A 22,992-nucleotide genomic window follows, 5' to 3' on the forward strand; every position below is an offset into this window, starting at 1 on the left:
CCGGCGCCCCGCTGTCCGGGGCGCGCGGGCGCACGGCCGAGGGGCTGTCCGGAAGGGCAGCCCCGTACTCGCCTCATGGCGCGCGGGCACGGAGGCCCTCACGGCCCGGCGGGCATGAAGAAGGCGCCCTGGTGCGTCGGTCCCCCCACGGGCCGACGACCAGGGCGCCTTCCCATGTCCCGGTGCGGATTCCCCCCACGGGATCCGGCCGGGCGTCTGGAGGACACAGCGCCTGAATTCGCTGATGCCGTATGTGATTGTCGTGCGGCGGGAGTTGAGCGGAACGAGCAGAACTCGCCGTACTCCTGCCGTGTGCGGTCTGCCGGGACAACGCACGCCGGGAGGGCCGCTCAAAGCCTCCCGGTGTGCGTGCCCCGGCAACGCATCTCTGGAGAAGTCCCCCAAGACATCCCCAGATGTCAGTCCGCGCCCCCCAAGACGCTTCCTGACATCGCCAACTTAGACCGTCGAACCCCTTCGATGGTTACCTTCACATCACTGTGATCTGTGTCTCTCGCGCATGTCCCGTCGGATGCGCAAGAGCCCGGATACGGCGATCGAGGCCCAAGCGTAAGGATGATGCGCGAGCCTTGTGAAGAGCTTATGTGAGGCTCGCGCCGGACTCCAGGGGGGCCGTGGTCTCGACTTGGTCCTAATCACCGGTAACTTCCCGGCACTTCGCCCCGTGTCAGCGGAACGCCCGCAGCCGCAAACCGTTCGGCACCACGAATTACGGACGAGAAGGCCATCGCCGCCCCGGCGGGCATCGGGTTGAGCGGCCCGGCCGCGGCCGGCGGCAGCGCGGCCACGTTGTAGCCGAAGGCCCGCACCAGGTTGCCCTTGATGGCGGCCAGGGTCCGCCGGGACAGCCGGATGGCGTCCGCCGTGACCCGCAGGTCCCGGCGGACCAGTGTCAGATCGCCCGCCTCGATCGCCGTGCCCGTGCCCATCGCCAGGCCCGGGCCGACGGTGGCGAGCGCGACGGTGTCGGCCCGGCGGGTGTTCCCCAGGACCTCGGGGCCCTTGATGAGGATGCCGAGCTGGGCGCCCCGCCCGGTGCCGACCACGAGGGCGGTCGGGTGGCGAGACCCAGGGCGCGCGGGCACGCGATGATCAGGACGCAGGACGCAGGACGCAGGACGCAGACCGGGAGGCGGTGGCGCAGGGCCGACAGTTCGCGGTCCCCGGACGGCTCGGTCGGTGTCCCCTCCGGCGTCCCTTCCGGGGCCGTCGCGGGGGCCGGCGGTGCGGGCTCCTCGGCGGTGTGGCCGGTCCTGACGACGGCCGAGATCAGGTCGGTGACCTCCGCCCCGGCGCCGTAGCTGATCCGCGCCTTCTCCGTCGCGTAGTCGACCGTCGCGGTGACGCCGTCCATGCGGTTGAGCTTCTCCTCGACGCGGGCCGCGCAGGAGGCGCAGGTCATCCCGCCGATGAGCAGCTCGACCTCGGAGGGCCCGGCGGCGTTCGGGGCCGTGGTGGTGCTGGACGTGTCCGTGACTCCAGGGAGCGGAACGGGCCGTGTCCGATCAGTGTCCACCGGTCGGCACGGCCCGCTGCCGGGGGATGACTCAGGCGCGGCCGGCCAGCTCGAAGCCGGCCTCGTCGACGGCGGCGCGCACGGCCTCGTCGTCCAGCGCGGCAGCGGAGACGACGGTGACCTCACCGGTGGAGGCGACGGCCTTCACCGAGGTGACGCCGGGGAGCTGGGAGATCTCGCCGGAGACGGCGCCCTCGCAGTGGCCGCAGCTCATGCCGCTCACCTGATAGACGGCGGTGACGGTTCCCGGAGTGTCGGTGTGGGCGGTCATCTCGTTGCTCCTCGTCGAGGCGGGTGGGCTGGATGGTCGGCCGCCGGCCGGCCGTGAGCCGGCCGCGGACCGGCCGAGGTGGTCCTGGAGGGCCTCCACTCCCTTCACGTTATACCCCTAGGGGGTATTTCTCAAAGACGCCTCGTCGGCGCCTCGCCGCGGCCGGAGCGCTCACCGACCAGCGGTTCGAGGTAGCGGACGAGGACGTTCTTCAGCTCCTGGACGTAGGCCTCCCGCTCGGCCCCCTCGTGGCCGAGGACCAGCTCCAGTCCCGCCTTGTACAGGCCCAGGCACATCTGCGCGGTGCGGGAGAGGTCGGCGGGGGAGGTGCCGGGCAGCAGCGAGGAGAGCAGCCCCTCGATCCGGGCGAGCAGGGTGGTGTGCAGCGCGTCGTGCTCCTCGGCGATGTGGCCGGGGATGTCGGGGCCGTGCATGAGGGCGAAGAACACCGGGTGGTCGCAGTTGAAGGAGATGAACCGGTCGACGGCGGCGCCGACGGCCTCCTCCAGGGGGGTGGCGGGGTCCACCGGGGCGAGCGCCTCGCCGTAGGCGTCGCGCATCTCGTGCATCAGCCGGTCGCCCAGCTCGATGGCGATCGCTTCCTTGTTCGGGAAGAACTGGTAGAGCGTCCCGGGGGAGACCCCGGCCTCGCGGGCGATGGCGTTGGTGCTCGCGGCCGTGTAGCCGGTGGTGCAGAAGACCGAGGCGGCGGCCTCGAGGAGTTGGGCGATCCGGCGCTCGCCGCGGGCCTGGCGGCGGCGCGGCTGTTCCTTCGCCTGGTTCTCCGGCTCCGGCTGTTCCTTCGCCTGGTTCTCGGCGGTGTCGGGCACGAGTTATCCCCAGCTATCCGAACGCGATTGACAAACGCGAGTGACCGCTCGCATTCTGATTCCAGTGAAACGCGAGCGATGTCTCGTGTTTGCCAGTCTATGGCAGTGGTGACCCATGCTGCCTGCTCATGTCGGCACGGGTCACGTCCAATCAGGGTGAGGGGACACCGCACGATGACCGAAGTCAACCGTCCGCCGCGGGTCGGGGGCTGGACCCGCTTCGTGACCGCCCGGCCCAGGCTGTCACTGCTCGCCGCACTGGTGCTGACCGTGCTCGCGGTGCTGGCGGGCAGCGGGGTCGCCGACAGACTGGGCAGCGGCGGCTGGGAGGACCCGGACGCCGAGTCCACCTACGCGACCAAGGCCCTGGAGCGCGAGTTCCCCGACTCCCAGCCCAATCTGCTGCTGCTCGTCGACTCCGGTCGCGCCTTGGTCGACGACCCGGCCGTCGCCGCCGAGGCCACCCGCCTCGCCGAGCGGCTGTCGGCCGAGAAGGGCGTCGTGGGCGTCGGCTCCTACTGGCAGACCAGGTCCCCCGCCCTGCGCGCGGAGGACGGCCACGAGGCGGTGATCGCCGCCCGCATCACGGGCGACGAGAAGACCATGGGCGAGACCCTCGACCGCATCGCCCCCTCCTACCGCGGCACCCAGGGCCCGCTGGAGGTCAGGATCGGCGGCATCGTGGCCGTGCGGCACGAGATGCAGACGATCATCCAGGAGGATCTCACCCGCGCCGAGATCATCGCCCTGCCGGTCACACTCGTGCTGCTGGTGATGGTCTTCGGCAGCGCGGTCGCCGCCCTGCTGCCGCTCGGCATCGGCATCGTCGCCATCCTCGGCACCAACGCGGTCCTCGCCGGCCTCACGGAGTTCACCGACGTCTCCGTCTTCGCGATGAACCTCACGACCGCCCTGGGCCTCGGCCTCGCCATCGACTACGCCCTGTTCATCGTCCGCCGCTTCCGCGAGGAACTCTCCGGCGGCGCCGATCCGGCGGCCGCCATCGGCACCACCCTGCGCACGGCCGGCCGCACCGTGCTGTTCTCCGCGCTCACGGTCGCGGTCTCGCTGGCCGCGATGCTCGTCTTCCCCCAGTACTTCCTGCGCTCCTTCGCCTACGCCGGCATCGCGGTCGTCCTGCTGGCCGCGGCCGCCGCGCTGATCCTGCTCCCGGCGGCCCTGGTCCTGCTCGGCCACCGGGTCGACTCCCTCGACCTGCGCCGCCTGTTCCGGCGCGGGCGGGCGAAGGGCACCGACCCCGGCACGGAGGCCGGCGCGGCCTGGGGACGTGCGGCGACCCTCGTCATGCGCCGCGCCCCCTTCTTCGCGCTGGGCACGACGGCCGTCCTCGTCCTGCTCGGGCTGCCCTTCCTGGGAGTGAAGTTCGGCACCGCCGACGACCGCCAGCTGCCCTCCTCCGCCGAGTCCCACGTCGTGCAGCAGCACCTCAGGGACGGCTTCCCCGGCACCCCCGGCGGCGGCCTGGAGGTCCTCGCCGAGGGCAGGGCCACGCAGGCCGAGTACGCCGCCTACAAGGAGCGCGTCGCCGCTCTCCCGGAAGTCGCGCGCGTGGACGGCCCGCTGGTGAACGGCGACTCGGCGTACTTCACGGTGCAGCCCGAGGGCGAGGCCGTCGACGACGCCGCCCAGCGGCTGGTGGGAGACCTGCGCGCCACCGAGGCGCCCTTCGACACCAAGGTGACCGGCGCCGCCGCCGTGCTGGTCGACTCCAAGGACGCGATAGGCGGCCGGCTTCCCCTGGCGGCGGTCTTCATCACCGTGGTCACCCTGCTCCTGGTGTTCCTCCTGACCGGCAGCGTGCTGATACCGGTCCAGGCCGTCCTGCTCAACGCGCTCAGCCTGACCGCGATGTTCGGCGCCGTGGTGTGGGTCTTCCAGGACGGCCACCTCTCCGGCCTGCTCGGGTTCACCAGCCCCGGCTCCATCGAGACGACCCTGCCGGTCCTGATGTTCTGCGTGGCCTTCGGCCTCTCCATGGACTACGGCGTGTTCCTGCTCTCCCGCATCAAGGAGGAGTACGACCGCGGCGGCGACCACGAGGGGGCGGTCCGGCTGGGCCTCCAGCGCACGGGCGGTCTGATCACGGCGGCGGCGGTCATCCTGGCCGTGGTGATGGTCGCGATCGGCACCTCGCGGGTCACCAACACCAAGATGCTCGGGCTGGGCATCGCCCTCGCGGTCCTGATGGACGCGATGGTCGTCCGCAGCCTGCTGGTGCCGGCCGTCATGCGCCTCACCGGCAGGGCCACCTGGTGGGCGCCGGCCCCACTGCGCGGGTTCCACCGGCGGTTCGGCCTCAGCGAGGGAGAGCCGGCCCCGGCCCCACAGCCCCGTCCCGAGCGGGACACGGTGGGCGCGCGCGGGTAGGGCCTGTCCGGCGGACCAGGTCTCCGGTGCCACCCCGGGACCCGGTCCGCCGGACGGGACCACCCGAGCGGGCTCGAGGAGGTCCGGTGCGAGTCCGTGGTGCCCGAAGGGCCGCGGAGCCGATCGCCGCGCGGCTCGGCTCCGCCGTGGGGGCGCGACCGGCCATGACGCACCTGCGGGTGATCTGTCGGACTTCCGGCGGAGCGCTTAGCGTTCGCGGTGGTCCCCCCGGCCGGGGGGACCACCGGCCGGGGCCGGGACGGGTGTAAGGAGTCGCGCATGCGGGCTGTGGTGTTCGAGCGGTACGGGGAGCAGGCCGAGGTCCGGGAGGTGCCCGATCCGCGGCCCGCCGACCACGGCGTGGTGGTCCGCGTCGAGTCCACCGGCCTGTGCCGCAGCGACTGGCACGGCTGGATGGGCCACGACCCGGACATCACCCTGCCGCACGTCCCGGGCCACGAGCTCGCAGGCGTCGTCGAGGAGACCGGCGCCCGGGTCACCCGGTGGAGCCGCGGCGACCGGGTGACCGTGCCCTTCGTGTGCGGCTGCGGCAGCTGCCCGTCCTGCGCGGCGGGCGACCACCAGGTCTGCGAGCGCCAGACCCAGCCCGGCTTCACGCACTGGGGCTCCTTCGCCCAGTACGTGGCGCTGGACCACGCCGACGTGAACCTGGTCGCGATCCCCGGCGACCTGTCCTACGCCACCGCCGCAGGCCTCGGCTGCCGGTTCGCCACCGCGTTCCGGGCGGTGGTGCAGCAGGGCCGGGCCGCGGCGGGGGAGTGGGTGGCCGTGCACGGCTGCGGCGGGGTGGGACTGTCCGCGGTGATGATCGCGGCGGCCTCCGGAGCGCGGGTCATCGCCGTGGACGTCGCTCCGAAAGCCCTGGACCTGGCGCGGACGTTCGGCGCGGCCGCGTGCGTGGACGCGCGGGACACCCCGGACACCGCTGCGGCGGTCCGGGAACTGACCGGCGGCGGGGCGCACCTCTCCCTCGACGCCCTCGGCTCCCCCGCCACCTGCGCCGCCTCGGTGAACGGCCTGCGCCGCCGCGGCCGGCACGTCCAGGTCGGCCTGCTGCCCTCGGCGGACGGCACGACCCCCGTCCCCCTGGCCCGCGCCATCGCCCTGGAGCTGGAACTGCTCGGCAGCCACGGCATGGCCGCCCACGCCTACCCCCCGATGCTGGAGCTGGTCCGGGCGGGCGTGCTCCGGCCCGACCTGCTGGTGACGTCCACGATCGCCCTGGACGCCGTACCGGAAGCGCTGGCGGCGATGGGGACGGCGCCGGCCGCCGGTGCCACGGTCATCGAGCCGTGGCGGTGAGGGCGGCCCACTCCCGGTCCAGGAGCGCCATCAGTACCTCGTCCACCCAGCCCCCGTCCCGCGGCGCGGCCTCCCGCCGTACGCCCTCCACCACGAAGCCGACCTTCTCGTAGACGCGCCGGGCCCGGGGGTTGTCGCCGTACGGCTCCAGCTGGATGCGGTGCAGGCCCAGGTGCCCGAAGCCGTGGCCGACGATCAGGCGGGTCGCCTCGGTGCCCGGTCCGCGGTCGCGGCCCCGGGGACCGATCGGGGTGCGGAAGGTGCAGGTGCGGGTGTACGCGTCGTACTCGTGGAGGACCACCTCGCCGACGAGTTCGCCGGTGGCCCGGTCGGTGACGGCGAGGTCGAGGCGGTCGGGCTGCGCGGAACGCGTGGCGTACCAGGAGCGCGGCCGCTCCAGGGTGAGTTCGCCGTTCGCCGGGAAGGTGAAGCGGACGCCCTCGGGGTCCCTGATGATCTCCCACCTGATCTCGGCGTCCGTCTCGGTGAACGGCCGCAGCACGGTCGTCCCGCCGGTGAGCCGCGGTTTGACGGAGAAGCCGGAGGGGGCGGAGAGGTCCGTGCACAGCACTGTGCCCCACCCGGGGGTGGGGCACGGAACGGTTTTCCGGTGGGGTGGTCGGTCCCGCCCGGAACGGTCCCCGGGCGGGCGGTCAGTCCCGGCGGCCCCGGTTGCCGGGCCGCGCGGCGACCCAGGTGCGGACGGTGTCGGCGTACCAGTAGGGCTTGCCGCCCTCCACGTGGTCGGGCGGGGGAAGCAGTCCGTGCTTGCGGTAGGACCGCACGGTGTCCGTCTGCACCTTGATGTGTGCCGCGATCTCCTTGTAGGACCAGAGCCTTCGGTCGGTCATGAGACGCACCTCCGTGCGCGTGCGGGGCGGCGGCCGGGAGGCCGCCAGGGGGGAGCCCGGCGCTGCGCTGGCGATCACCAGGCCTGTGCCCGCTCAACGACGCGCGGTGACAGAGGGGAAGCGGCTGTCGACAGCGTGCGACGCGGCACTCGCGTAACCGCGACATCGGTTACGGAAGGCGGACTTTCGTGACGTGGGTGACACAAAAGAATCCAAGAGGTGTGAGGGGCGGGACGACCGGCCGCGTGCCCGCCGTACCCACCGCATCCGTCCCACTGTGCCCGTTTCGTCACATCCGTTCCGCCGTGCCCGTCCCGCCGCATCCGTCCCGCCGAGGACCCGCCACCGACGGGTGCCCTCGCCCCGGAGCCCGTCCGGCGCCCGCCCCCAGCGGCCTACGCCCCGCAGGACCGCAGGAACGCCCGGGTCCGCTGGGCGATGGGCAGTGGCGCGTCCGGCTCGCACGGGTACATGTCCTGCTCCACGATCGCGAACAGGTCGACGTCCAGCTTCTGCGCGGCCTCCAGCACGGGCCCCAGGGCCGGTACCCCCGAGGGCGGCTCGCACATCACCCCGCGCGCGACGGCCGGCCCGAAGGGCACCTCCTGCGCCCGCACCTGCGCGAGGATCTCCGGGTCGACCTGTTTGAGGTGCAGGTACCCGATGCGCTCCCCGTAGGTCTCGATCAGCTTGACGCTGTCGCCGCCGCAGTAGGCGTAGTGCCCGGTGTCCAGGCACAGGGACACCAGGCCGGAGTCGGTGCCGTCCAGGAACCGGACGACGTTCTCCTCGCTGTCGATGTGGGTGTCGGCGTGCGGGTGGACCACGATCTGCAGCCCGTACCGCTCCCGCACCTGCCTGCCGAGCCGCTCGGTCAGCGAGGTGAGGTTGCGCCACTGCTCGGGCGTGAGCGTGTCCGGCTCCAGCACCTCGCCGGTCCTGTCGTCCCGCCAGAAGGACGGGATGACCACCAGGTGCCGGGCCCCCATGGCCTGCGCGAGCACCGCGTTGTCGGCGACGTGCGCCCAGGTCTTCTCCCACACGGCCTCGCCGTGGTGCAGCCCCGTGAACACGGTGCCGGCCGACACCTTCAGGCCGCGCCTGGCGGTCTCCTCGGCGAGGACGGCGGGGTCGGTCGGCAGGTAGCCGTAGGGGCCGAGTTCGATCCACTCGTAGCCGGAGAGCGCGACCTCGTCGAGGAAGCGCCGCCAGGGCACCTGCCGCGGGTCGTCCGGGAACCAGACGCCCCAGCTGTCGGGGGCCGAACCGACCCGGATGCGGGAAAGTGAGGGCTGAGGTGACAACGACGTCATGGCCGTCAGCGTGCGGTCTGACCGCAGGGGTGTCAAGAGCTGGTCCGAATGTCTGGACAAAACATTGACAGGGCCCACCGTGCGGGACTAGAAAGCCGTGGAGAGCCGATACGAAGGGAACTCGATGGCCTACGACCTGATCACCATGGGGCGGATCGGAGTGGACCTCTACCCGTTGCAGACGGGCGTGCCGCTGCCGCAGGTCACGTCCTTCGGGAAGTTCCTCGGCGGCTCCGCCACCAACGTCGCGGTCGCCGCCGCCCGCCTCGGCCGGAACACCGCGGTGATCACCCGCACCGGCGACGACCCCTTCGGCACCTACCTCCACGAGGCCCTGCGCGACTTCGGAGTCGACGACCGCTGGGTGACCCCGGTCCCCGGCCTGCCGACCCCCGTCACCTTCTGCGAGGTCTTCCCCCCGGACGACTTCCCGCTCTACTTCTACCGCCGGCCCAAGGCGCCCGACCTGGAGATCGACGCCCACGACCTCGACCTCGACGCCGTCCGCGAGGCCCGCGTCTTCTGGGTCACCGGCACCGGTCTGAGCGAGGAGCCCAGCCGTACGGCGACGCTGGCCGCCCTCGCCCACCGCGCCGAGGCCGGCACCACCGTGTTCGACCTCGACTGGCGGCCCATGTTCTGGTCCGACCCGGACGCGGCCCGCCCCTTCTACGCCGAGGCCCTGAAGCACACCACCGTCGCCGTGGGCAACCTGGACGAGGTGGAGGTCGCCACCGGGGTGCGCGACCCGCACGCCGCCGCCCGCGCCCTCCTCGACGCCGGGGTCGAACTCGCCGTCGTCAAGCAGGGCCCCAAGGGCGTCCTGGCCGTCAGCAGCGCGGGCGAGCGTGCCGAGGTCCCGCCGCTCCCCGTGCACGTCCTCAACGGCCTCGGGGCCGGCGACGCCTTCGGGGGCTCCCTCTGTCACGGCCTGCTCGCGGGCTGGGACCTGGAGAAGACCATGCGCCACGCCAACGCCGCCGGCGCCATCGTCGCCTCCCGTCTGGAGTGCTCCTCCGCCATGCCGACGCCCGCCGAGATCGAGGAAGCGCTCGCCGCCGGAGCGGTGCTGTGAGGGCGGGCCGCGGGGGAGCGACCCCGCCGCCGGACACCGGCCCGGCAGCCACGGCCACAGCCACGACCGTTCCCGACCCCACGACCATTCCCACCTCCGCCCCCACCCCCATCCCCGCCCCCGCTCCCACCCCCACGGCCGTCGACGTCTCCGAACTGGTCCGCCTGCGCACCCACCGCCCCGAGGCGGTAGCCGAGGCCGCCGCCCGCCGCACCCGCCGCCCGCTCGTCGACACGACCGGCCGGCTGATGATCGTCGCCGCCGATCACCCGGCCCGCGGCGCCCTCGGCGTCGGCGACCGCAAACTGGCCATGGCCAACCGTGCCGACCTGCTGGAACGCCTCTGCCTGGCGCTCGGCAGACCCGGCGTGGACGGCGTCCTCGCCACCGCCGACATCCTCGACGACCTGCTTCTCCTCGGCGCCCTCGACGGCAAGGTCGTCATGGGCTCGATGAACCGCGGCGGCCTGCAGGGCGCCCGCTTCGAACTCGACGACCGCTTCACCGGCCACCGCGCCGAGGACATCGAGCGGCTCGGATTCGACGCGGGCAAGCTGCTCCTGCGCATCGACTACGACGACCCGGGCTCGCTCACCACGCTGGAGTCCACCGCCCGCGCGATCGACGACATGGCGGCCCGCCGGCTGCCCCTCTTCGTCGAGCCGTTCATCAGCCGGCGCGCCCCGGACGGAAAGCTGGCCAACGACCTCTCCGCCGAGGCCGTCACCAAGTCGATCGCCATCGCCTCCGGCCTGGGCGGCACCTCCGCCTACACCTGGCTGAAGGTCCCGGTCACCGACGACCCCGACGACATGGCCGAGGTCATGGCGACCTCCACGCTCCCCGCCGTCCTGCTGGGCGGCGAGGTGGGCGACGACCAGGACGGCGCCTACGAGAAGTGGCGCGGGGCGCTGCGGCTCCCCACCGTCCGGGGCCTGGTGGTCGGCCGTTCGCTGCTCTACCCGGCGGACGGCGACGTGGCCGCCGCCGTGGACACCGCCGTAGGACTGCTGTGAGGCCCGCGTGGGCCGCGAGCGTCGCGGCGAACCCGGAGGCCGCGTGGGCCGCGAGCGGCGCGGCGAACCCGGGGGTCGTGTGGGCGGCGAGGAGTGTGAGGGGCGCGTGAACAGTGAGGGCCGCATGAACGACAGGTTGTACATTCCGCACGGCAGCACCGCCGACCCGCGGCACGTGCTCGACATCGGCCCCGAGCGGGCCGGCTGGACGCACAGCAGTCTGCGGATCGTCGAGCTGCCGCCGGGCGGCACCCACGGCTTCGGCACCGGCGACAGCGAGTGGATCGTGCTTCCGCTGGACGGCGGATGTACCGTGCGCACAGCCGACGAAGAGTTCCAACTCCTGGGCAGGGAAAGCGTATTCGCGTCGGTCACCGACTTCGCGTACGTTCCCCGCGACGCCCGGGTCCAGATCGCCTCCGGTGCGGGAGGCCGCTTCGCCCTGGCAGGAGCGAAGTGCGAGCGCCGACTCCCCGCCCGCTACGGCCCCGCGCCGGAGGTCCCCGTCGAGGAACGCGGCAGTGGCAACTGCGCCCGCCTGGTGCGCAACTTCGCCTCCGCCGACACCTTCGACTGCGACAAGCTGATCGCCGTCGAGGTCGTCACCCCCGGCGGCAACTGGTCCTCGTACCCGCCGCACAAGCACGACGAGCACCGGCCGGGCGAGGAGTCGGAGCTGGAGGAGATCTACTACTTCGAGATCGACGGCCCCGACGGCTTCGGCTACCAGCGCGTGTCCCCCTCGCGCGAGGGCGGCTCCGACCTCCTCGCCGAGGTCCGCTCCGGCGACGCCGTCCTGGTCCCCGACGGCTGGCACGGCCCGTCGATCGCCCAGCCCGGCCACGCCATGTACTACCTCAACGTCATGGCCGGACCCGGCGGGACCCGGGAATGGCGGATCTGCTTCCACCCGGCCCACACCGCGACCACAGGGGGTTACCGATGACCACCAGGCTCACCGTGGCGCAGGCGCTGGTGCGCTTCCTCGCCGCCCAGTACACCGAGCGCGACGGCGTACGGCGGCGGCTAATCGGCGCGACCTGGGGCATCTTCGGCCACGGCAACGTCGCCGGTCTCGGCCAGGCGCTCGTCGAGTACGCCGACGAGATGCCCTACCACCAGGGCCGCAACGAGCAGTCCATGGTGCACGCGGCGGTCGGCTACGCCCGCCAGTCCAACCGCCTCTCCACGCACGCGGTGACCACCTCCATCGGCCCCGGCGCGACCAACCTGGTCACCGGAGCCGCCCTGGCGACCATCAACCACCTCCCGGTCCTCCTCCTGCCCGGCGACACCTTCGCGACCCGCGCCGCCGACCCCGTCCTCCAGCAGCTCGAAGTCCCCTACGCGGGCGACGTGTCGGTCAACGACGCGCTGCGCCCGGTGTCGAGGTACTTCGACCGCGTCACCCGCCCCGAGGCCCTGATCCCGGCCGCCCTCCAGGCGATGCGGGTGCTGACGGACCCGGTGGAGACCGGCGCGGTCACCCTCGCGCTGCCCCAGGACGTCCAGGCCGAGGCCTACGACTGGCCCGAGGAGTTCTTCGCCGAGCGCGTCTGGGCCGTACGGCGCCCGGGCGCGGACCCCGGCGAACTCGCCGAGGCGGTCACCGCGATCCGCGCGGCGGAGCGCCCCCTGCTCGTCGCGGGCGGCGGCGTCCACCACAGCCGCGCAGAGGAGGCCCTCGCCGAGTTCGCCGCCGCCACCGGCATCCCGGTCGCCTCCACCCAGGCCGGCAAGGGCTCGCTGCGCCACGACCACCCCCAGGACGTCGGCGGCGTCGGCCACACCGGCACCGCGACGGCGGACGAACTGGCCCGCGCCGCCGACCTGGTGATCGGCGTCGGCACCCGCTGGACCGACTTCACCACGGCCTCCAGCACCCTCTTCGGCCGCCCCGGCGTCCGCTTCCTCAACCTGAACATCGCGCCCTACGACGGCCACAAGATGGCCGGCATGCCGCTCGTCGCGGACGCCCGCAGCGGCCTCCAGGAGCTGACCGAGGCCCTCGGCATGCACGGCCACCGCGTCGCGGACGCCTACCTCGCCGAGTACGGCGAGGACAAGGAGCGCTGGGAGCAGCGCGTCGACGCCTGCTACGAGGCCGAGGAGCCCGACGCACGCCCGACGCAGCCGCAGGTGCTCGGCGCGCTGGACGCGATCGTCGACGAGTCGGACGTGATCATCAACGCGGCCGGTTCGCTCCCCGGCGACCTGCACAAGCTGTGGCGGGCCCGCTCGCGCGACCAGTACCACCTGGAGTACGGCTACTCCTGCATGGGCTACGAGATCCCGGCCGCGATCGGCGTGAAGCTCGCCGCGCCCGACCGGCCGGTGTGGGCGCTGGTCGGCGACGGCACCTACCTGATGATGCCGACGGAGATCGTCACGGCCGTGCAGGAGGGGATCGCGATCAAGGTCCTGCTCGTGCAGAACCACGGCTACGCCTCCATCGGAGGCCTGTCCGAGGAGACCGGCGGCGAGCGCTACGGCACCGCCTACCGCTACCGGGCCGACGACGGGATGTTCACCGGCGCCCCGCTCCCCGTCGACCTCGCCGCCAACGCGGCCAGCCTCGGCATGCGCGTCCTGCGCGCGAGGACCGTCCGCGACCTGCGCGAGGCCCTCGCCGAGGCGCGCGCCGCCGACACTCCCACTTGTGTCTACGTCGAGACCCGAACGGCAGACACTGTGTCGGGCGCGCCTCCGGCGCAGGCCTGGTGGGATGTACCCGTGGCCGAGACCGCGACCCGAGCGTCCGCGGTGAAGGCCCGTGAGCTGTACGAACGGCACGTCTCGACCCGACGCCGCCATCTGTGAAGGAGCACTCGGTCATGACGAAGATCGTCAACCACTGGATCGGCGGCAAGTCCGTCGAAGGCGCGTCGGGCACGTACGGGCCGGTCACCGACCCGGCGACCGGCGCGGTCACCACCAAGGTCGCGTTCGCGACGGTCGACGAGGTCGACGCCGCCGTGGCCGCCGCCAAGGACGCCTACGCCACCTGGGGTCAGTCCTCGCTGGCCAGGCGGACGGAGATCCTCTTCCGCTTCCGCGCCCTGCTCGACGCCAACCGTGACGCGATCGCCGAGCTGATCACCGCCGAGCACGGCAAGGTGCACTCCGACGCCCTCGGCGAGGTCGCCCGCGGCCTGGAGATCGTCGACCTGGCCTGCGGCATCAGCGTCCAGCTGAAGGGCGAGCTGTCCACGCAGGTCGCCAGCCGCGTGGACGTGTCGTCGATCCGGCAGCCGCTGGGCGTCGTCGCCGGCATCACGCCGTTCAACTTCCCGGCCATGGTGCCGATGTGGATGTTCCCGATCGCCATCGCGTGCGGCAACACCTTCGTGCTCAAGCCGAGCGAGAAGGACCCGTCGGCGTCCCTGAAGCTCGCCGAGCTGCTCGCGGAGGCCGGCCTGCCGGACGGCGTCTTCAACGTCGTGCACGGTGACAAGGTCGCCGTGGACCGGCTCCTGGAGCACCCGGACGTCAAGGCCGTCTCCTTCGTCGGATCGACCCCGATCGCCCGGTACATCCACACCACGGCCTCGGCCAACCACAAGCGCGTCCAGGCCCTGGGCGGCGCCAAGAACCACATGCTGGTCCTCCCGGACGCCGACCTGGACGCGGCGGCGGACGCGGCGGTCAGCGCGGCCTACGGTTCGGCCGGCGAGCGCTGCATGGCCATCTCGGCCGTGGTCGCGGTCGGCGCGATCGGCGACGAGCTGGTGGCGAAGATCCGCGAGCGCGCCGAGAAGATCAAGATCGGTCCCGGCAACGACCCGGCCTCCGAGATGGGCCCGCTCATCACCAGGGCCCACCGCGACAAGGTGGCGTCGTACGTCGAGGGCGCGGCCGCCGAGGGGGCCGAGGTCGTCCTGGACGGCACCGGCCACACCGTCGACGGCTTCGAGGACGGCCACTGGATCGGCATCTCGCTGCTCGACAAGGTGCCGACCACCGCGAAGGCCTACCAGGACGAGATCTTCGGCCCCGTCCTGTGCGTCCTGCGCGTGGACACCTACGACGAGGGCGTGGCGCTGATCAACGCGTCGCCCTTCGGCAACGGCACCGCGATCTTCACCCGCGACGGCGGCGCCGCCCGCCGCTTCCAGCTGGAGATCGAGGCCGGCATGGTCGGCGTGAACGTCCCGATCCCGGTCCCCGTCGGCTACCACAGCTTCGGCGGCTGGAAGGACTCCCTCTTCGGCGACCACCACATCTACGGCAACGACGGCACGCACTTCTACACCCGCGGCAAGGTCGTCACCACCCGCTGGCCGGACCCGGCCGACGCCCCGGCCGGCGTCGACCTGGGCTTCCCGCGCAACCACTGACCCGGCGGCCCGGTGCCCCGTCCCCTCGCGGGGGCGGGGCACCGCCGTGTCACCGCGCCGCGCCGGCCTCCTCGAGCGCCTCGGTGAGGTCGCCGGTCTGCGCGGCCGGCGGGGCCGCCACCGCGGCCGTCTCGCCGAACTTGTCGAAGTCCATGGTGACCTTCATGGCGCCGAACTCCTGCACCAGGCGGACCGGCAGGTCCCCGGCGCCGACCCAGACCTCCATGGTGATCGAGGTGGCGCCGCCGGTCACCTCGCCGAAGAGGCTCTCCTGGTCGCCGTAGACCTCCTTGAACTGACCCATCCGGTCCTGGTCGATCACGGCCCGGTAGTGGGTCGCGCTCTTGCCGTTCACCGTCTCCTCGCCGAGGTCCTCGACGTCGTTCGCGTACTTCAGGCCCTTCATGGACGCCGAGGGGCTGCCGCTGCTGCCGCTGAGCGCCTGCGCGCCCTGCTCGCCGAAGACGGCGGAGCCGTCGACCTTCATCCACTCCTTGCCCTCCAGGGGGCCGGAGGCCTGCGGGTCGACGTCGTAGTAGTACGCGCCGTCGACGAACAGCATGCGCATCGTCGGAGCGTCCTGGAGCTGCTGCATCTGCGCGGCGGCGGTGTCCATCTCGACGTCGAACGCGTACCCGTCGCCCCAGGAGTAGGTGCCCTCCATGGTGACCGGCGCACCGGTGCCCACGTCGGTGGTCATCCTGACCTCGGCCGAGCCGAGCCGCTCGGTCCGGTCCGTCGCGCGCGTGAGCGCCGCCATGATCTGCTCGGAGCCGTCGGCCACCTCGGCCGCCTTGCGCGCGGTGTCCCCGACCGGGTCGGAGCTGCACCCGGTGGCCGCCACCAGCGCCGCCGCCGTGAACCCCACCCGGGCAGCGGTGTACTTGACCTTCATTCGTCCCCACCCCGTTGCTGTGAATCGACTGTGTCGCAGACACTAGCGGCCCCCACCGACACGTCCGGACAGCGGACGGCGGCACGTTTTTTCGCCCCCTCCCCCTACGGTTCCCGCACGCCCCACCTCCCCTTCGGGGCTTGCCCATCACTGCGGAATACCTCCATCGAATCGCTTGAGATCAACGAATTCCGTAGATGAACACCCATTGACGCGGCGGTTTTCGTCGGGGTTCCATGCAGCGCCGGGAGCGGCCACAACGAGTACCACCCCAGCCGCCGGAGGCGATAGCGCTCCCGACCGAACCTCGCCGCACCAGTCGATCGGAACTCCATGACCGACACGCTCCGCCCCGCCCAGGCCCTCGCCGGCGGGACCGCCGTCCCCGGCGCCCAGGACGGCCCCCAGAAGCTCAAGCGTTCCATCGGAGTGGTCGGCGGCACCCTGCTGACCCTGTCCTGCGTGACCCCCGCGTCCACCCTGTTCGTCGTCGTGCCCGACCTGTTCGGTTCGCTCGGCACCGCGACCGCCCTCACGATCGCGATCGGCTCCCTCCTCTGTGTCGCGGTGGCGTTCTGCTACTCGGAACTGGGCACCCTCATCCCCAGCGCGGGCGGCGAGTACGCGATGGTCTCCACGATGGCCGGGCGGCTGGCGGGCTGGCTGGTGTTCGTCCTCTCCCTCCTGGTCGTGATGATCGTTCCGCCGGTGATCGCCATGGGCACGGCCGACTACCTGGCCCCCGTCGTCCACCTCGACCCGTCGCTGGCCGGCGCCGCCGTGATGCTGCTCGCCACCCTCGCGGGCCTGCTCGACCTGCGCGCCAACGCCTGGATCACCGGCGTCTTCCTGGTCCTGGAGGTCATCGCGGCGGCCGTGGTCGCGGTGCTGGGCTTCGCGCACGGTGAGCGCGGCGCCGGCAGCCTGCTCTCCCTGGAGGTCGCGGGCGCGGACGGCCACGCCGACACCGTGACGGCCATGCTGATCGTCTCCGGCCTCGCCATCGCCCTCTTCGTCACCCAGGGCTTCTCCACCGCCGTCTACCTGTCCGAGGAACTGGAGAACCCGCGCCGCAACGTCGCCCGCACGGTCCTGGCCACCCTCGCCATCTCCACCGTGATCATCCTGGTCCCGGTCGTCGGCATCACCCTCGGCGCCCCCGACCTCACCGAGCTGACCGGCGGCGACATCGGCGCCATGGTGACCGCCTGGTCCAACTCCGCCGTCGGCACCTTCGTCAGCCTCTGCGTGGCCCTCGCCATCGTGAACGCCGGCATCGTCATGGTGATCCAGAACTCCCGCGTCCTGTTCGCCTCCGCCCGCGACAAGGCCTGGCCGCAGCCGGTCAACACCGTCTTCTCCCAGCTCGGCCGCTTCGGCTCCCCGTGGGTGGCCACCCTCGCCGTCGGCGTCCCCGGCGCCCTGCTCTGCTTCGTCGACCTGGACACCCTGTACGGGGTCACCGGCGTCTCCGTGACCGGCATGTACCTGCTCGTCGCGGTCGCCGCGCTGCTCTCCCGCCGCGGCGACCACCGCCACACGCACGCCTGGCGCATGCCCCTGTGGCCGGTCGTCCCGGCCCTCCTGATCGTGGTCCTGGCCTACGTCCTGACCCGGCAGGAGACCGTCCACCTCCTGTGGACCGGCGGCATCACCGTCGCGGCCACCCTCTACTGGGCGTTCTACCTCCGGCCCCGCCCCGGCACCCGCTGGCTGGTGTCGGTCCCGGAGGACGCGCGGGACTGACCCGTACCGCGCCTGGTGTACGCCGGCGCCCCGCCGTACACCCACGGGAGGTCGCGGAGTTCGGCCTCCGGTCGACAACTTCCCGACAGTTTCACCCCGTACCGTTGACGCATGGATCTTCGACTGCGCGGACCGCGGCGGCCGCGGCGGATCATCGCCGCCGCGGCCGCCGTCGCCGTGCTCGCCGCCGGCGGCACCTGGACGGCCGTGGCCTCGGACGACGCGCCCCCCGTGCACCGCGCCGACCAGGTCATGGCCGTGAACGGCGTGCGCCTGGACACCTCCTGGTTCACCTCCGGCGGCTCCGGCCGCCGCCCCGCCGTCCTGCTCGGACACGGCTTCGGCGGCAGCAAGGAGGACGTCCGCGAGCAGGCGGAGGACCTGGCCGCCGACGGCTACGCGGTACTGACCTGGTCCGCACGCGGCTTCGGCGGGTCCACCGGGAAGATCGGACTGAACGACCCCGAGGGCGAGGTCGCCGACGTCTCCCGGCTGATCGACTGGGTGGCCAAGCAGCCCCAGGTCCGGCTCGACAAGGCCGGCGACCCGCGCGTGGGCCTGGCCGGCGCCTCCTACGGCGGCGCGATCTCCCTGCTGGCCGCCGGACACGACGACCGCGTCGACGCCATCGCCCCCGCCATCACCTACTGGAACCTCGCCGACGCCCTGTTCCCCGGCGGCGTGTTCAAGAAGCTGTGGACCGGCGTCTTCTTCAACAGCGGCGGCGGCTGCGCCAGGTTCGAGCCCGCGCTGTGCGCGATGTACGAGCGGGTCGCCGAGTCCGGCACCCCCGACGCCGCCGCCCGCGCGCTCCTCGAGGAGCGCTCCCCGTCCGCCGTCGGCGACCGCGTCAAGGTGCCCACCCTGCTGCTCCAGGGACAGACCGACTCCCTCTTCACCCTCGCCCAGTCCGACGCGGCCGCCAAGGCGATCCGCGCGAACGGCGCCCCCGTCGACGTCGACTGGATCGCGGGCGGCCACGACGGCGGCGACCTGGAGGCGAGCCGCGTCCAGGCCCGCGTCACCTCCTGGTTCGACCGCCACCTCAAGGACGACGAGGGCGCCGACACCGGCCCCGCCTTCCGGATCACCCGCACCGGAGGCGTCGACTCCACCGACGGCGCCGCCCTCCTGCGCGGCGCGAGCGACGACACCTACCCCGGCCTCACCGCCGGCACCCGCCCGATCGCCCTCACCGGCCGCGAGCAGTCCTTCGCCAACCCGCCCGGCGCCAGCCCGCCCGCCGTCTCCGCCCTGCCGGGACTCGGCGGCGGCGGCCTCTCCCGGCTGTCCTCCCTCGGCGTCGGCGTCTCCCTCGACTTCCCCGGCCAGTTCGCCGCCTTCACCTCCGCCCCCCTCACCGCGGACCTGCGCGTCACCGGCTCCCCGAAGGCCACCGTCCACGTCAGGTCGACCAGCGAGGACGCCGTCCTGTTCGGCAAGGTCTACGACGTCGGCCCGGACGGCCGGCAGCAGGTGCTGCCCTCCCAGCTGGTCGCCCCGGTCCGCGTCGAGGGCGCCAAGGCCGGCAAGGACGTGACGCTCACCCTCCCGGCCATCGACCACGAGGTCGACAAGGGCCACCGCCTGCGCCTGGTCCTGGCCTCCACCGACCTCGGCTACGCCTCCCCGGCCGCCCCGGCGACGTACACCGTCTCCCTGAAGGGCGACCTGGAGGTGCCCACCGCCGCCGGCGTGAGCACCGCGGCCGCCCCGCTGCCGTCCTGGGTGTGGTGGCTGCCCCTCGCGGGCGCGGGCCTCGCCCTGGCCCTGCTGGTCACGGGCCGCCGCCGCACCGCGGCCCCCGCCCCCGACCCGGAGCTGGCCGAGGTCCCGCTCCAGATCACCGACCTGAGCAAGAAGTACGCGGGCGGCGACCGCTACAGCGTCCGCGACCTCTCCTTCCGCGTCGAGAAGGGCCAGGTCCTCGGCCTGCTCGGCCCCAACGGCGCCGGCAAGACGACCACCCTGCGCATGCTGATGGGCCTCATCAAGCCCGACGGCGGCGAGATCCGCGTCTTCGGCCACGCCATCCGCCCCGGCGCCCCCGTCCTCTCCCGCGTCGGCGCCTTCGTCGAGGGCGCCGGCTTCCTCCCCCACCTGTCCGGCCGGCAGAACCTGGAGCTGTACTGGCAGGCCACCGGCCGTCCGGCCGAGGACGCCCACCTGGACGAGGCCCTGGAGATCGCCGGCCTCGGCGACGCCCTGGCCCGCGCCGTGCGCACCTACTCGCAGGGCATGCGCCAGCGCCTGGCCATCGCCCAGGCCATGCTCGGCCTGCCCGACCTGCTCATCCTCGACGAACCGACCAACGGCCTGGACCCGCCCCAGATCCGCGAGATGCGCGAGGTGATGATCCGCTACGCCGCCGCCGGCCGCACGGTGATCGTCTCCAGCCACCTGCTGGCGGAGGTCGAGCAGACCTGCACGCACCTCGTGGTCATGGACCGCGGCCGACTCGTCCAGGCGGGCCCGGTCGGCGTGATCGTCGGCTCCGGCGACACCCTCCTCGTCGGCACCGCCCACCCCGTGGAGGAACCGGTCGCGGAGAAGGTGGCCGCGCTGCCCGGCGTCGCCTCGGCCGTCCGCACCGACGACGGACTCCTCGTCCGCCTCGACGCCGACGGCAGCGCCCCGCACCTGGTCGCCGAACTGGTGCGGCTCGACGTGCCCGTCCGGTCGGTCGGCCCGCACCGCCGCCTGGAAGACGCCTTCCTCACCCTGATCGGAGGCTCCGCGTGAGCACGACGACCGAGCCGGACCGGCACACCGGACACACCGTGCCCGTCGCCACCGCCACCGCCACCGCCTCCGGCTACCGCGCCGCGCGCACCCTGCCGCTGCGCGTCGAACTGGCCCGCCAGCTCAAGCGCCGCCGCACCCTGGTCATGGGCGCGATCCTGGCCGCCCTGCCGTTCGTCCTGGTCGTCGCCTTCGCGATCGGCGGCGAACCCGGCGAGGGCGGCGACCGGGTGAACCTGATGGACACGGCCACCGCGTCCGGAGCCAACTTCGCCGCGGTCAACCTGTTCGTCTCCGCGGGCTTCCTGCTGGTCATTCCCGTGGCCCTGTTCTGCGGCGACACCGTGGCCTCGGAGGCCGGCTGGTCCTCCCTGCGCTACCTCCTCGCCGCCCCCGTCCCGCGCGCCCGCCTGCTGTGGTCCAAGCTCGTCGTCGGACTCGGCCTGAGCCTGGCCGCGATGGTCCTGCTGCCGCTGGTCGCCCTCGCCGTCGGCACCGCCGCCTACGGCTGGGGCCCCCTGGCGATCCCCACCGGCGGCGCCCTCGACGCGGGCACCGCCGCCCAGCGGCTCGTGGTGATCGTCGGATACGTCTTCGTGTCCCAGCTGGTCACCGCCGGGCTCGCGTTCTGGCTGTCGACGAGGACCGACGCCCCGCTCGGCGCGGTCGGCGGCGCGGTCGGCCTGACCATCGTCGGCAACGTCCTCGACGCCGTCACCGCCCTCGGCGACTGGCGCGACTTCCTGCCCGCGCACTGGCAGTTCGCGTGGGCCGACGCCCTCCAGCCCACCCCCGAGTACGCGGGCATGATCCAGGGCACCGTCGTCTCGGTGACGTACGCGCTCGTCCTGTTCGCCCTGGCCTTCCGCGGCTTCGCCCGCAAGGACATCGTCTCGTAGACATCCGGAAGATCACCCACCGGTCTCGACGGCCGCCCGTCGTGCCCCCTTCGAGACCCATCCGCAACACCCCGTGCCGCACGTTCGGGCCCCCGGTGGCGTCACAGTCACATACGTCGACGTCAACGACCACAGGGGGAAACACAGATGGAGACGACCCACCGCATCCGGGGACTGCTCGCGGGCACGGCCGCCGCACTGGTGCTGCTCACCGGCTGCGGCGCGAGCGGCCCGCACGGCAGCACCGACAGCACCGAGCGCGGCGAGGGCTTCCCCGCCCCCGCCGACGGCGACACCGCCCCGTGGGACCAGGAGCGGGAGCCCGCCCGGGACCACCTCTCGACCTTCGCCCTGGACGTCGACACCGCCTCCTACGGCTACGCCCGCCGCGCCCTCGCCGACGGCGACCGCCCCGACCCGTCGACGATCCGCCCCGAGGAGTTCGTCAACAGCTTCCGACAGGACTACGAACGCCCCGACGGCAACGGCTTCTCGGTGACCGTCGACGGCGCCCGCACCGGCGAGGACTGGTCCCTCCTGCGCGTCGGCCTCGCCACCCGCGCCACGACCGCCACCGGCGACCGCCCGCCCGCCGCCCTCACCTTCGTGATCGACATCTCCGGCTCGATGGCCGAACCCGGACGCCTCGACCTCGCCAAGACCTCCCTCGGCACGATGACCGACCGGCTGCGCGACGACGACTCCGTCGCCCTCGTCACCTTCAGCGGCGAGGCCGAGACCGTGCTGCCGATGACCCGCCTCGGCGACCGCCGCGGCCGCGTCCACGACGCCGTCGACAGCCTGGAGCCGACCGACTCCACCAACCTCGGCGCCGGCGTCGAGACCGGCTACGCCACCGCCGTCGAGGGCCTGCGCGAAGGCGCCACCAACCGTGTCGTCCTCGTCTCCGACGCCCTCGCCAACACCGGCGACACCGACGCCGACACCATCCTGGAACGCGTCGCGGGCGCCCGCCGCGACCACGGCATCACCCTCTTCGGCGTCGGCGTCGGCAGCGACTACGGCGACGCCCTGATGGAACGACTCGCCGACCGGGGCGACGGCCACACCACCTACGTCTCGGACGACGCCGACGCCGAGAAGGTCTTCTGCGAGGAACTCCCGCTCCACGTCGACCTGACCGCCCGCGACGCCAAGGCCCAGGTCGCCTTCGACCCGCGCACGGTCGAGGAGTTCCGCCTCGTCGGCTACGACAACCGCCGGGTCGCCGACGACGACTTCCGCGACGACGGCGTCGACGGCGGCGAGGTCGGCCCCGGCCACACGGTCACCGCGCTGTACGCCGTCCGCACCCGGCCCGACGCCGAGGGCCACCTCGCCACGGCCACCGTCCGCTGGCTCGACCCCGCCACCCGCACCCCGCACGAGTCCTCGGGCCAGGTGGAGACGGGCGCCCTGCACCGGGACCTGCCGAGCGCCCCCGCCCGTTTCCAGGTCGCCGCCACCGCCGCCTACTTCGCCGACGCCCTGCGCGCCGGTGAAGACGGTTTCGGCACCCTGCCCGGCGCCCCGTCCCTCACCGAACTCGGCAGGACGGCCCGCACCCTGGCGAAGCGGACCGAGGACCCGGAGGTCGGCCGCCTCGCCGACATGATCGACCTGGCCCGCCGGGACGGCGGCCGGTAGCCGCGGGGGGGGGGGGGGGGGGGGGGGGGGGGCCCCAGCCGGGCCCCCCCCCCCCCCCCCCCGCGGGGCGGGGGGGGGGGGCGGCCCGCCCGCGGGGGGGGGGGCGGGGGGGCCCGCCCCCC

18 protein-coding genes and 1 pseudogene are annotated in these 22,992 nt (G+C 73.2%); 11 read left to right on the forward strand and 8 right to left on the reverse strand.

From position 1 onward, the window contains the following. Window positions 1-688: 688 nt before the first annotated feature. The 4 genes and pseudogenes from ACGFQC_RS01250 to ACGFQC_RS01265 all read right to left on the reverse strand — a co-directional run. Window positions 689-989, reverse strand: a pseudogene (locus ACGFQC_RS01250) (heavy metal translocating P-type ATPase); the annotation flags it as partial. Further along, window positions 914-1,423 (reverse strand): heavy metal translocating P-type ATPase, encoded by a 510-nt coding sequence (locus tag ACGFQC_RS01255; protein ID WP_393287809.1) that lies wholly within the window; start codon window positions 1,421-1,423, stop codon window positions 914-916. The gene ACGFQC_RS01255 and the pseudogene ACGFQC_RS01250, both read right to left, overlap by 76 nt. Window positions 1,424-1,568: 145 nt before the next feature. Next, window positions 1,569-1,808: a heavy-metal-associated domain-containing protein gene (locus tag ACGFQC_RS01260; protein WP_363088376.1), complete on the reverse strand. Its 240-nt coding sequence runs from the start codon at window positions 1,806-1,808 to the stop codon at window positions 1,569-1,571. A 131-nt stretch (window positions 1,809-1,939) separates the two neighbouring features. Continuing rightward, complete coding sequence (locus tag ACGFQC_RS01265; protein WP_363088375.1) at window positions 1,940-2,638, reverse strand: TetR family transcriptional regulator; 699 nt, start codon at window positions 2,636-2,638, stop codon at window positions 1,940-1,942. Between the two features lie 174 nt (window positions 2,639-2,812). Here ACGFQC_RS01265 and ACGFQC_RS01270 point away from each other — a divergent pair, with 174 nt between their 5' ends. Together ACGFQC_RS01270 and ACGFQC_RS01275 are read left to right on the forward strand one after the other, a co-directional pair. Continuing rightward, window positions 2,813-5,026 (forward strand): MMPL family transporter, encoded by a 2,214-nt coding sequence (locus ACGFQC_RS01270; protein WP_363088374.1) that lies wholly within the window; start codon window positions 2,813-2,815, stop codon window positions 5,024-5,026. Between the two features lie 279 nt (window positions 5,027-5,305). Beyond that, window positions 5,306-6,349, forward strand: a complete 1,044-nt coding sequence (locus tag ACGFQC_RS01275) for a zinc-dependent alcohol dehydrogenase family protein (RefSeq protein WP_363088373.1) — start codon at window positions 5,306-5,308, stop codon at window positions 6,347-6,349. Here the strand turns inward: ACGFQC_RS01275 and ACGFQC_RS01280 are convergent. The 3 genes from ACGFQC_RS01280 to ACGFQC_RS01290 form a co-directional block, all read right to left on the reverse strand. Then, window positions 6,330-6,920: a GNAT family protein gene (locus ACGFQC_RS01280; RefSeq protein WP_363088372.1), complete on the reverse strand. Its 591-nt coding sequence runs from the start codon at window positions 6,918-6,920 to the stop codon at window positions 6,330-6,332. The genes ACGFQC_RS01275 and ACGFQC_RS01280 overlap by 20 nt on opposite strands. 82 nt (window positions 6,921-7,002) lie before the next feature. Next, window positions 7,003-7,200, reverse strand: a complete 198-nt coding sequence (locus ACGFQC_RS01285) for a MerR family transcriptional regulator (RefSeq protein WP_363088371.1) — start codon at window positions 7,198-7,200, stop codon at window positions 7,003-7,005. Window positions 7,201-7,595: 395 nt separating this feature from the next. Then, entirely contained in the window at window positions 7,596-8,513 is a 918-nt protein-coding gene (locus ACGFQC_RS01290; RefSeq protein WP_363088370.1) for a sugar phosphate isomerase/epimerase, read from the reverse strand. A 124-nt stretch (window positions 8,514-8,637) separates the two neighbouring features. On the opposite strand from ACGFQC_RS01290, the gene iolC reads away from it, so the two are divergent. The 5 genes from iolC to mmsA all read left to right on the forward strand — a co-directional run bounded on the left by iolC (window position 8,638) and on the right by mmsA (window position 14,941). Continuing rightward, window positions 8,638-9,588: a 5-dehydro-2-deoxygluconokinase gene (gene iolC, locus ACGFQC_RS01295; RefSeq protein ID WP_363088369.1), complete on the forward strand. Its 951-nt coding sequence runs from the start codon at window positions 8,638-8,640 to the stop codon at window positions 9,586-9,588. An 86-nt stretch (window positions 9,589-9,674) separates the two neighbouring features. Further along, entirely contained in the window at window positions 9,675-10,604 is a 930-nt protein-coding gene (locus ACGFQC_RS01300; RefSeq protein ID WP_363088610.1) for a deoxyribose-phosphate aldolase, read from the forward strand. Window positions 10,605-10,728: 124 nt separating this feature from the next. Further along, complete coding sequence (gene iolB / locus ACGFQC_RS01305; RefSeq protein ID WP_363088368.1) at window positions 10,729-11,550, forward strand: 5-deoxy-glucuronate isomerase; 822 nt, start codon at window positions 10,729-10,731, stop codon at window positions 11,548-11,550. Beyond that, window positions 11,547-13,424 carry a 3D-(3,5/4)-trihydroxycyclohexane-1,2-dione acylhydrolase (decyclizing) gene (gene iolD / locus ACGFQC_RS01310; RefSeq protein WP_363088367.1) on the forward strand — a complete coding sequence of 626 codons (1,878 nt, stop codon included), beginning with the start codon at window positions 11,547-11,549 and terminating at the stop codon, window positions 13,422-13,424. The genes iolB and iolD overlap by 4 nt, the downstream gene beginning before the upstream one ends. Window positions 13,425-13,438: 14 nt before the next feature. Then, window positions 13,439-14,941 carry a CoA-acylating methylmalonate-semialdehyde dehydrogenase gene (gene mmsA, locus ACGFQC_RS01315; RefSeq protein WP_363088366.1) on the forward strand — a complete coding sequence of 501 codons (1,503 nt, stop codon included), beginning with the start codon at window positions 13,439-13,441 and terminating at the stop codon, window positions 14,939-14,941. A 49-nt stretch (window positions 14,942-14,990) separates the two neighbouring features. Here the strand turns inward: mmsA and ACGFQC_RS01320 are convergent, their stop codons facing one another. Next, window positions 14,991-15,836 (reverse strand): hypothetical protein, encoded by an 846-nt coding sequence (locus tag ACGFQC_RS01320; RefSeq protein WP_363088365.1) that lies wholly within the window; start codon window positions 15,834-15,836, stop codon window positions 14,991-14,993. 333 nt (window positions 15,837-16,169) lie between these two features. On the opposite strand from ACGFQC_RS01320, the gene ACGFQC_RS01325 reads away from it, so the two are divergent. The 4 genes from ACGFQC_RS01325 (at window position 16,170) to ACGFQC_RS01340 (ending at window position 22,870) form a co-directional block, all read left to right on the forward strand. Continuing rightward, window positions 16,170-17,582 carry an APC family permease gene (locus tag ACGFQC_RS01325; protein ID WP_363088364.1) on the forward strand — a complete coding sequence of 471 codons (1,413 nt, stop codon included), beginning with the start codon at window positions 16,170-16,172 and terminating at the stop codon, window positions 17,580-17,582. Between the two features lie 111 nt (window positions 17,583-17,693). Then, window positions 17,694-20,324 (forward strand): CocE/NonD family hydrolase, encoded by a 2,631-nt coding sequence (locus tag ACGFQC_RS01330; RefSeq protein ID WP_363088363.1) that lies wholly within the window; start codon window positions 17,694-17,696, stop codon window positions 20,322-20,324. A 38-nt stretch (window positions 20,325-20,362) separates the two neighbouring features. After that, on the forward strand, window positions 20,363-21,223 hold the full coding sequence (locus ACGFQC_RS01335) for an ABC transporter permease (RefSeq protein ID WP_363088609.1): 861 nt from the start codon (window positions 20,363-20,365) through the stop codon (window positions 21,221-21,223). Between the two features lie 147 nt (window positions 21,224-21,370). Next, window positions 21,371-22,870, forward strand: a complete 1,500-nt coding sequence (locus tag ACGFQC_RS01340) for a von Willebrand factor type A domain-containing protein (protein ID WP_363088362.1) — start codon at window positions 21,371-21,373, stop codon at window positions 22,868-22,870. Window positions 22,871-22,992 lie beyond the last annotated feature (122 nt).

Origin of the sequence: Streptomyces sp. NPDC048734, assembly GCF_043198675.1 — a bacterium.
GTDB lineage: Bacteria > Actinomycetota > Actinomycetes > Streptomycetales > Streptomycetaceae > Streptomyces.

What these genes read in the sequence shown, in the direction of transcription:
- ACGFQC_RS01270 (WP_363088374.1), top strand. Translation starts at nt 2,813, where the DNA reads ATGACCGAAGTCAACCGTCCGCCGCGGGTCGGGGGCTGGACCCGCTTC.
- iolD (WP_363088367.1), top strand. Translation starts at nt 11,547, where the DNA reads ATGACCACCAGGCTCACCGTGGCGCAGGCGCTGGTGCGCTTCCTCGCC.
- ACGFQC_RS01255 (WP_393287809.1), bottom strand. Translation starts at nt 1,423, where the DNA reads ATGACCTGCGCCTCCTGCGCGGCCCGCGTCGAGGAGAAGCTCAACCGC.
- ACGFQC_RS01320 (WP_363088365.1), bottom strand. Translation starts at nt 15,836, where the DNA reads ATGAAGGTCAAGTACACCGCTGCCCGGGTGGGGTTCACGGCGGCGGCG.
- ACGFQC_RS01275 (WP_363088373.1), top strand. Translation starts at nt 5,306, where the DNA reads ATGCGGGCTGTGGTGTTCGAGCGGTACGGGGAGCAGGCCGAGGTCCGG.
- ACGFQC_RS01325 (WP_363088364.1), top strand. Translation starts at nt 16,170, where the DNA reads ATGACCGACACGCTCCGCCCCGCCCAGGCCCTCGCCGGCGGGACCGCC.
- mmsA (WP_363088366.1), top strand. Translation starts at nt 13,439, where the DNA reads ATGACGAAGATCGTCAACCACTGGATCGGCGGCAAGTCCGTCGAAGGC.
- iolC (WP_363088369.1), top strand. Translation starts at nt 8,638, where the DNA reads ATGGCCTACGACCTGATCACCATGGGGCGGATCGGAGTGGACCTCTAC.
- ACGFQC_RS01290 (WP_363088370.1), bottom strand. Translation starts at nt 8,513, where the DNA reads ATGACGTCGTTGTCACCTCAGCCCTCACTTTCCCGCATCCGGGTCGGT.
- iolB (WP_363088368.1), top strand. Translation starts at nt 10,729, where the DNA reads ATGAACGACAGGTTGTACATTCCGCACGGCAGCACCGCCGACCCGCGG.
- ACGFQC_RS01340 (WP_363088362.1), top strand. Translation starts at nt 21,371, where the DNA reads ATGGAGACGACCCACCGCATCCGGGGACTGCTCGCGGGCACGGCCGCC.
- ACGFQC_RS01260 (WP_363088376.1), bottom strand. Translation starts at nt 1,808, where the DNA reads ATGACCGCCCACACCGACACTCCGGGAACCGTCACCGCCGTCTATCAG.
- ACGFQC_RS01330 (WP_363088363.1), top strand. Translation starts at nt 17,694, where the DNA reads ATGGATCTTCGACTGCGCGGACCGCGGCGGCCGCGGCGGATCATCGCC.
- ACGFQC_RS01285 (WP_363088371.1), bottom strand. Translation starts at nt 7,200, where the DNA reads ATGACCGACCGAAGGCTCTGGTCCTACAAGGAGATCGCGGCACACATC.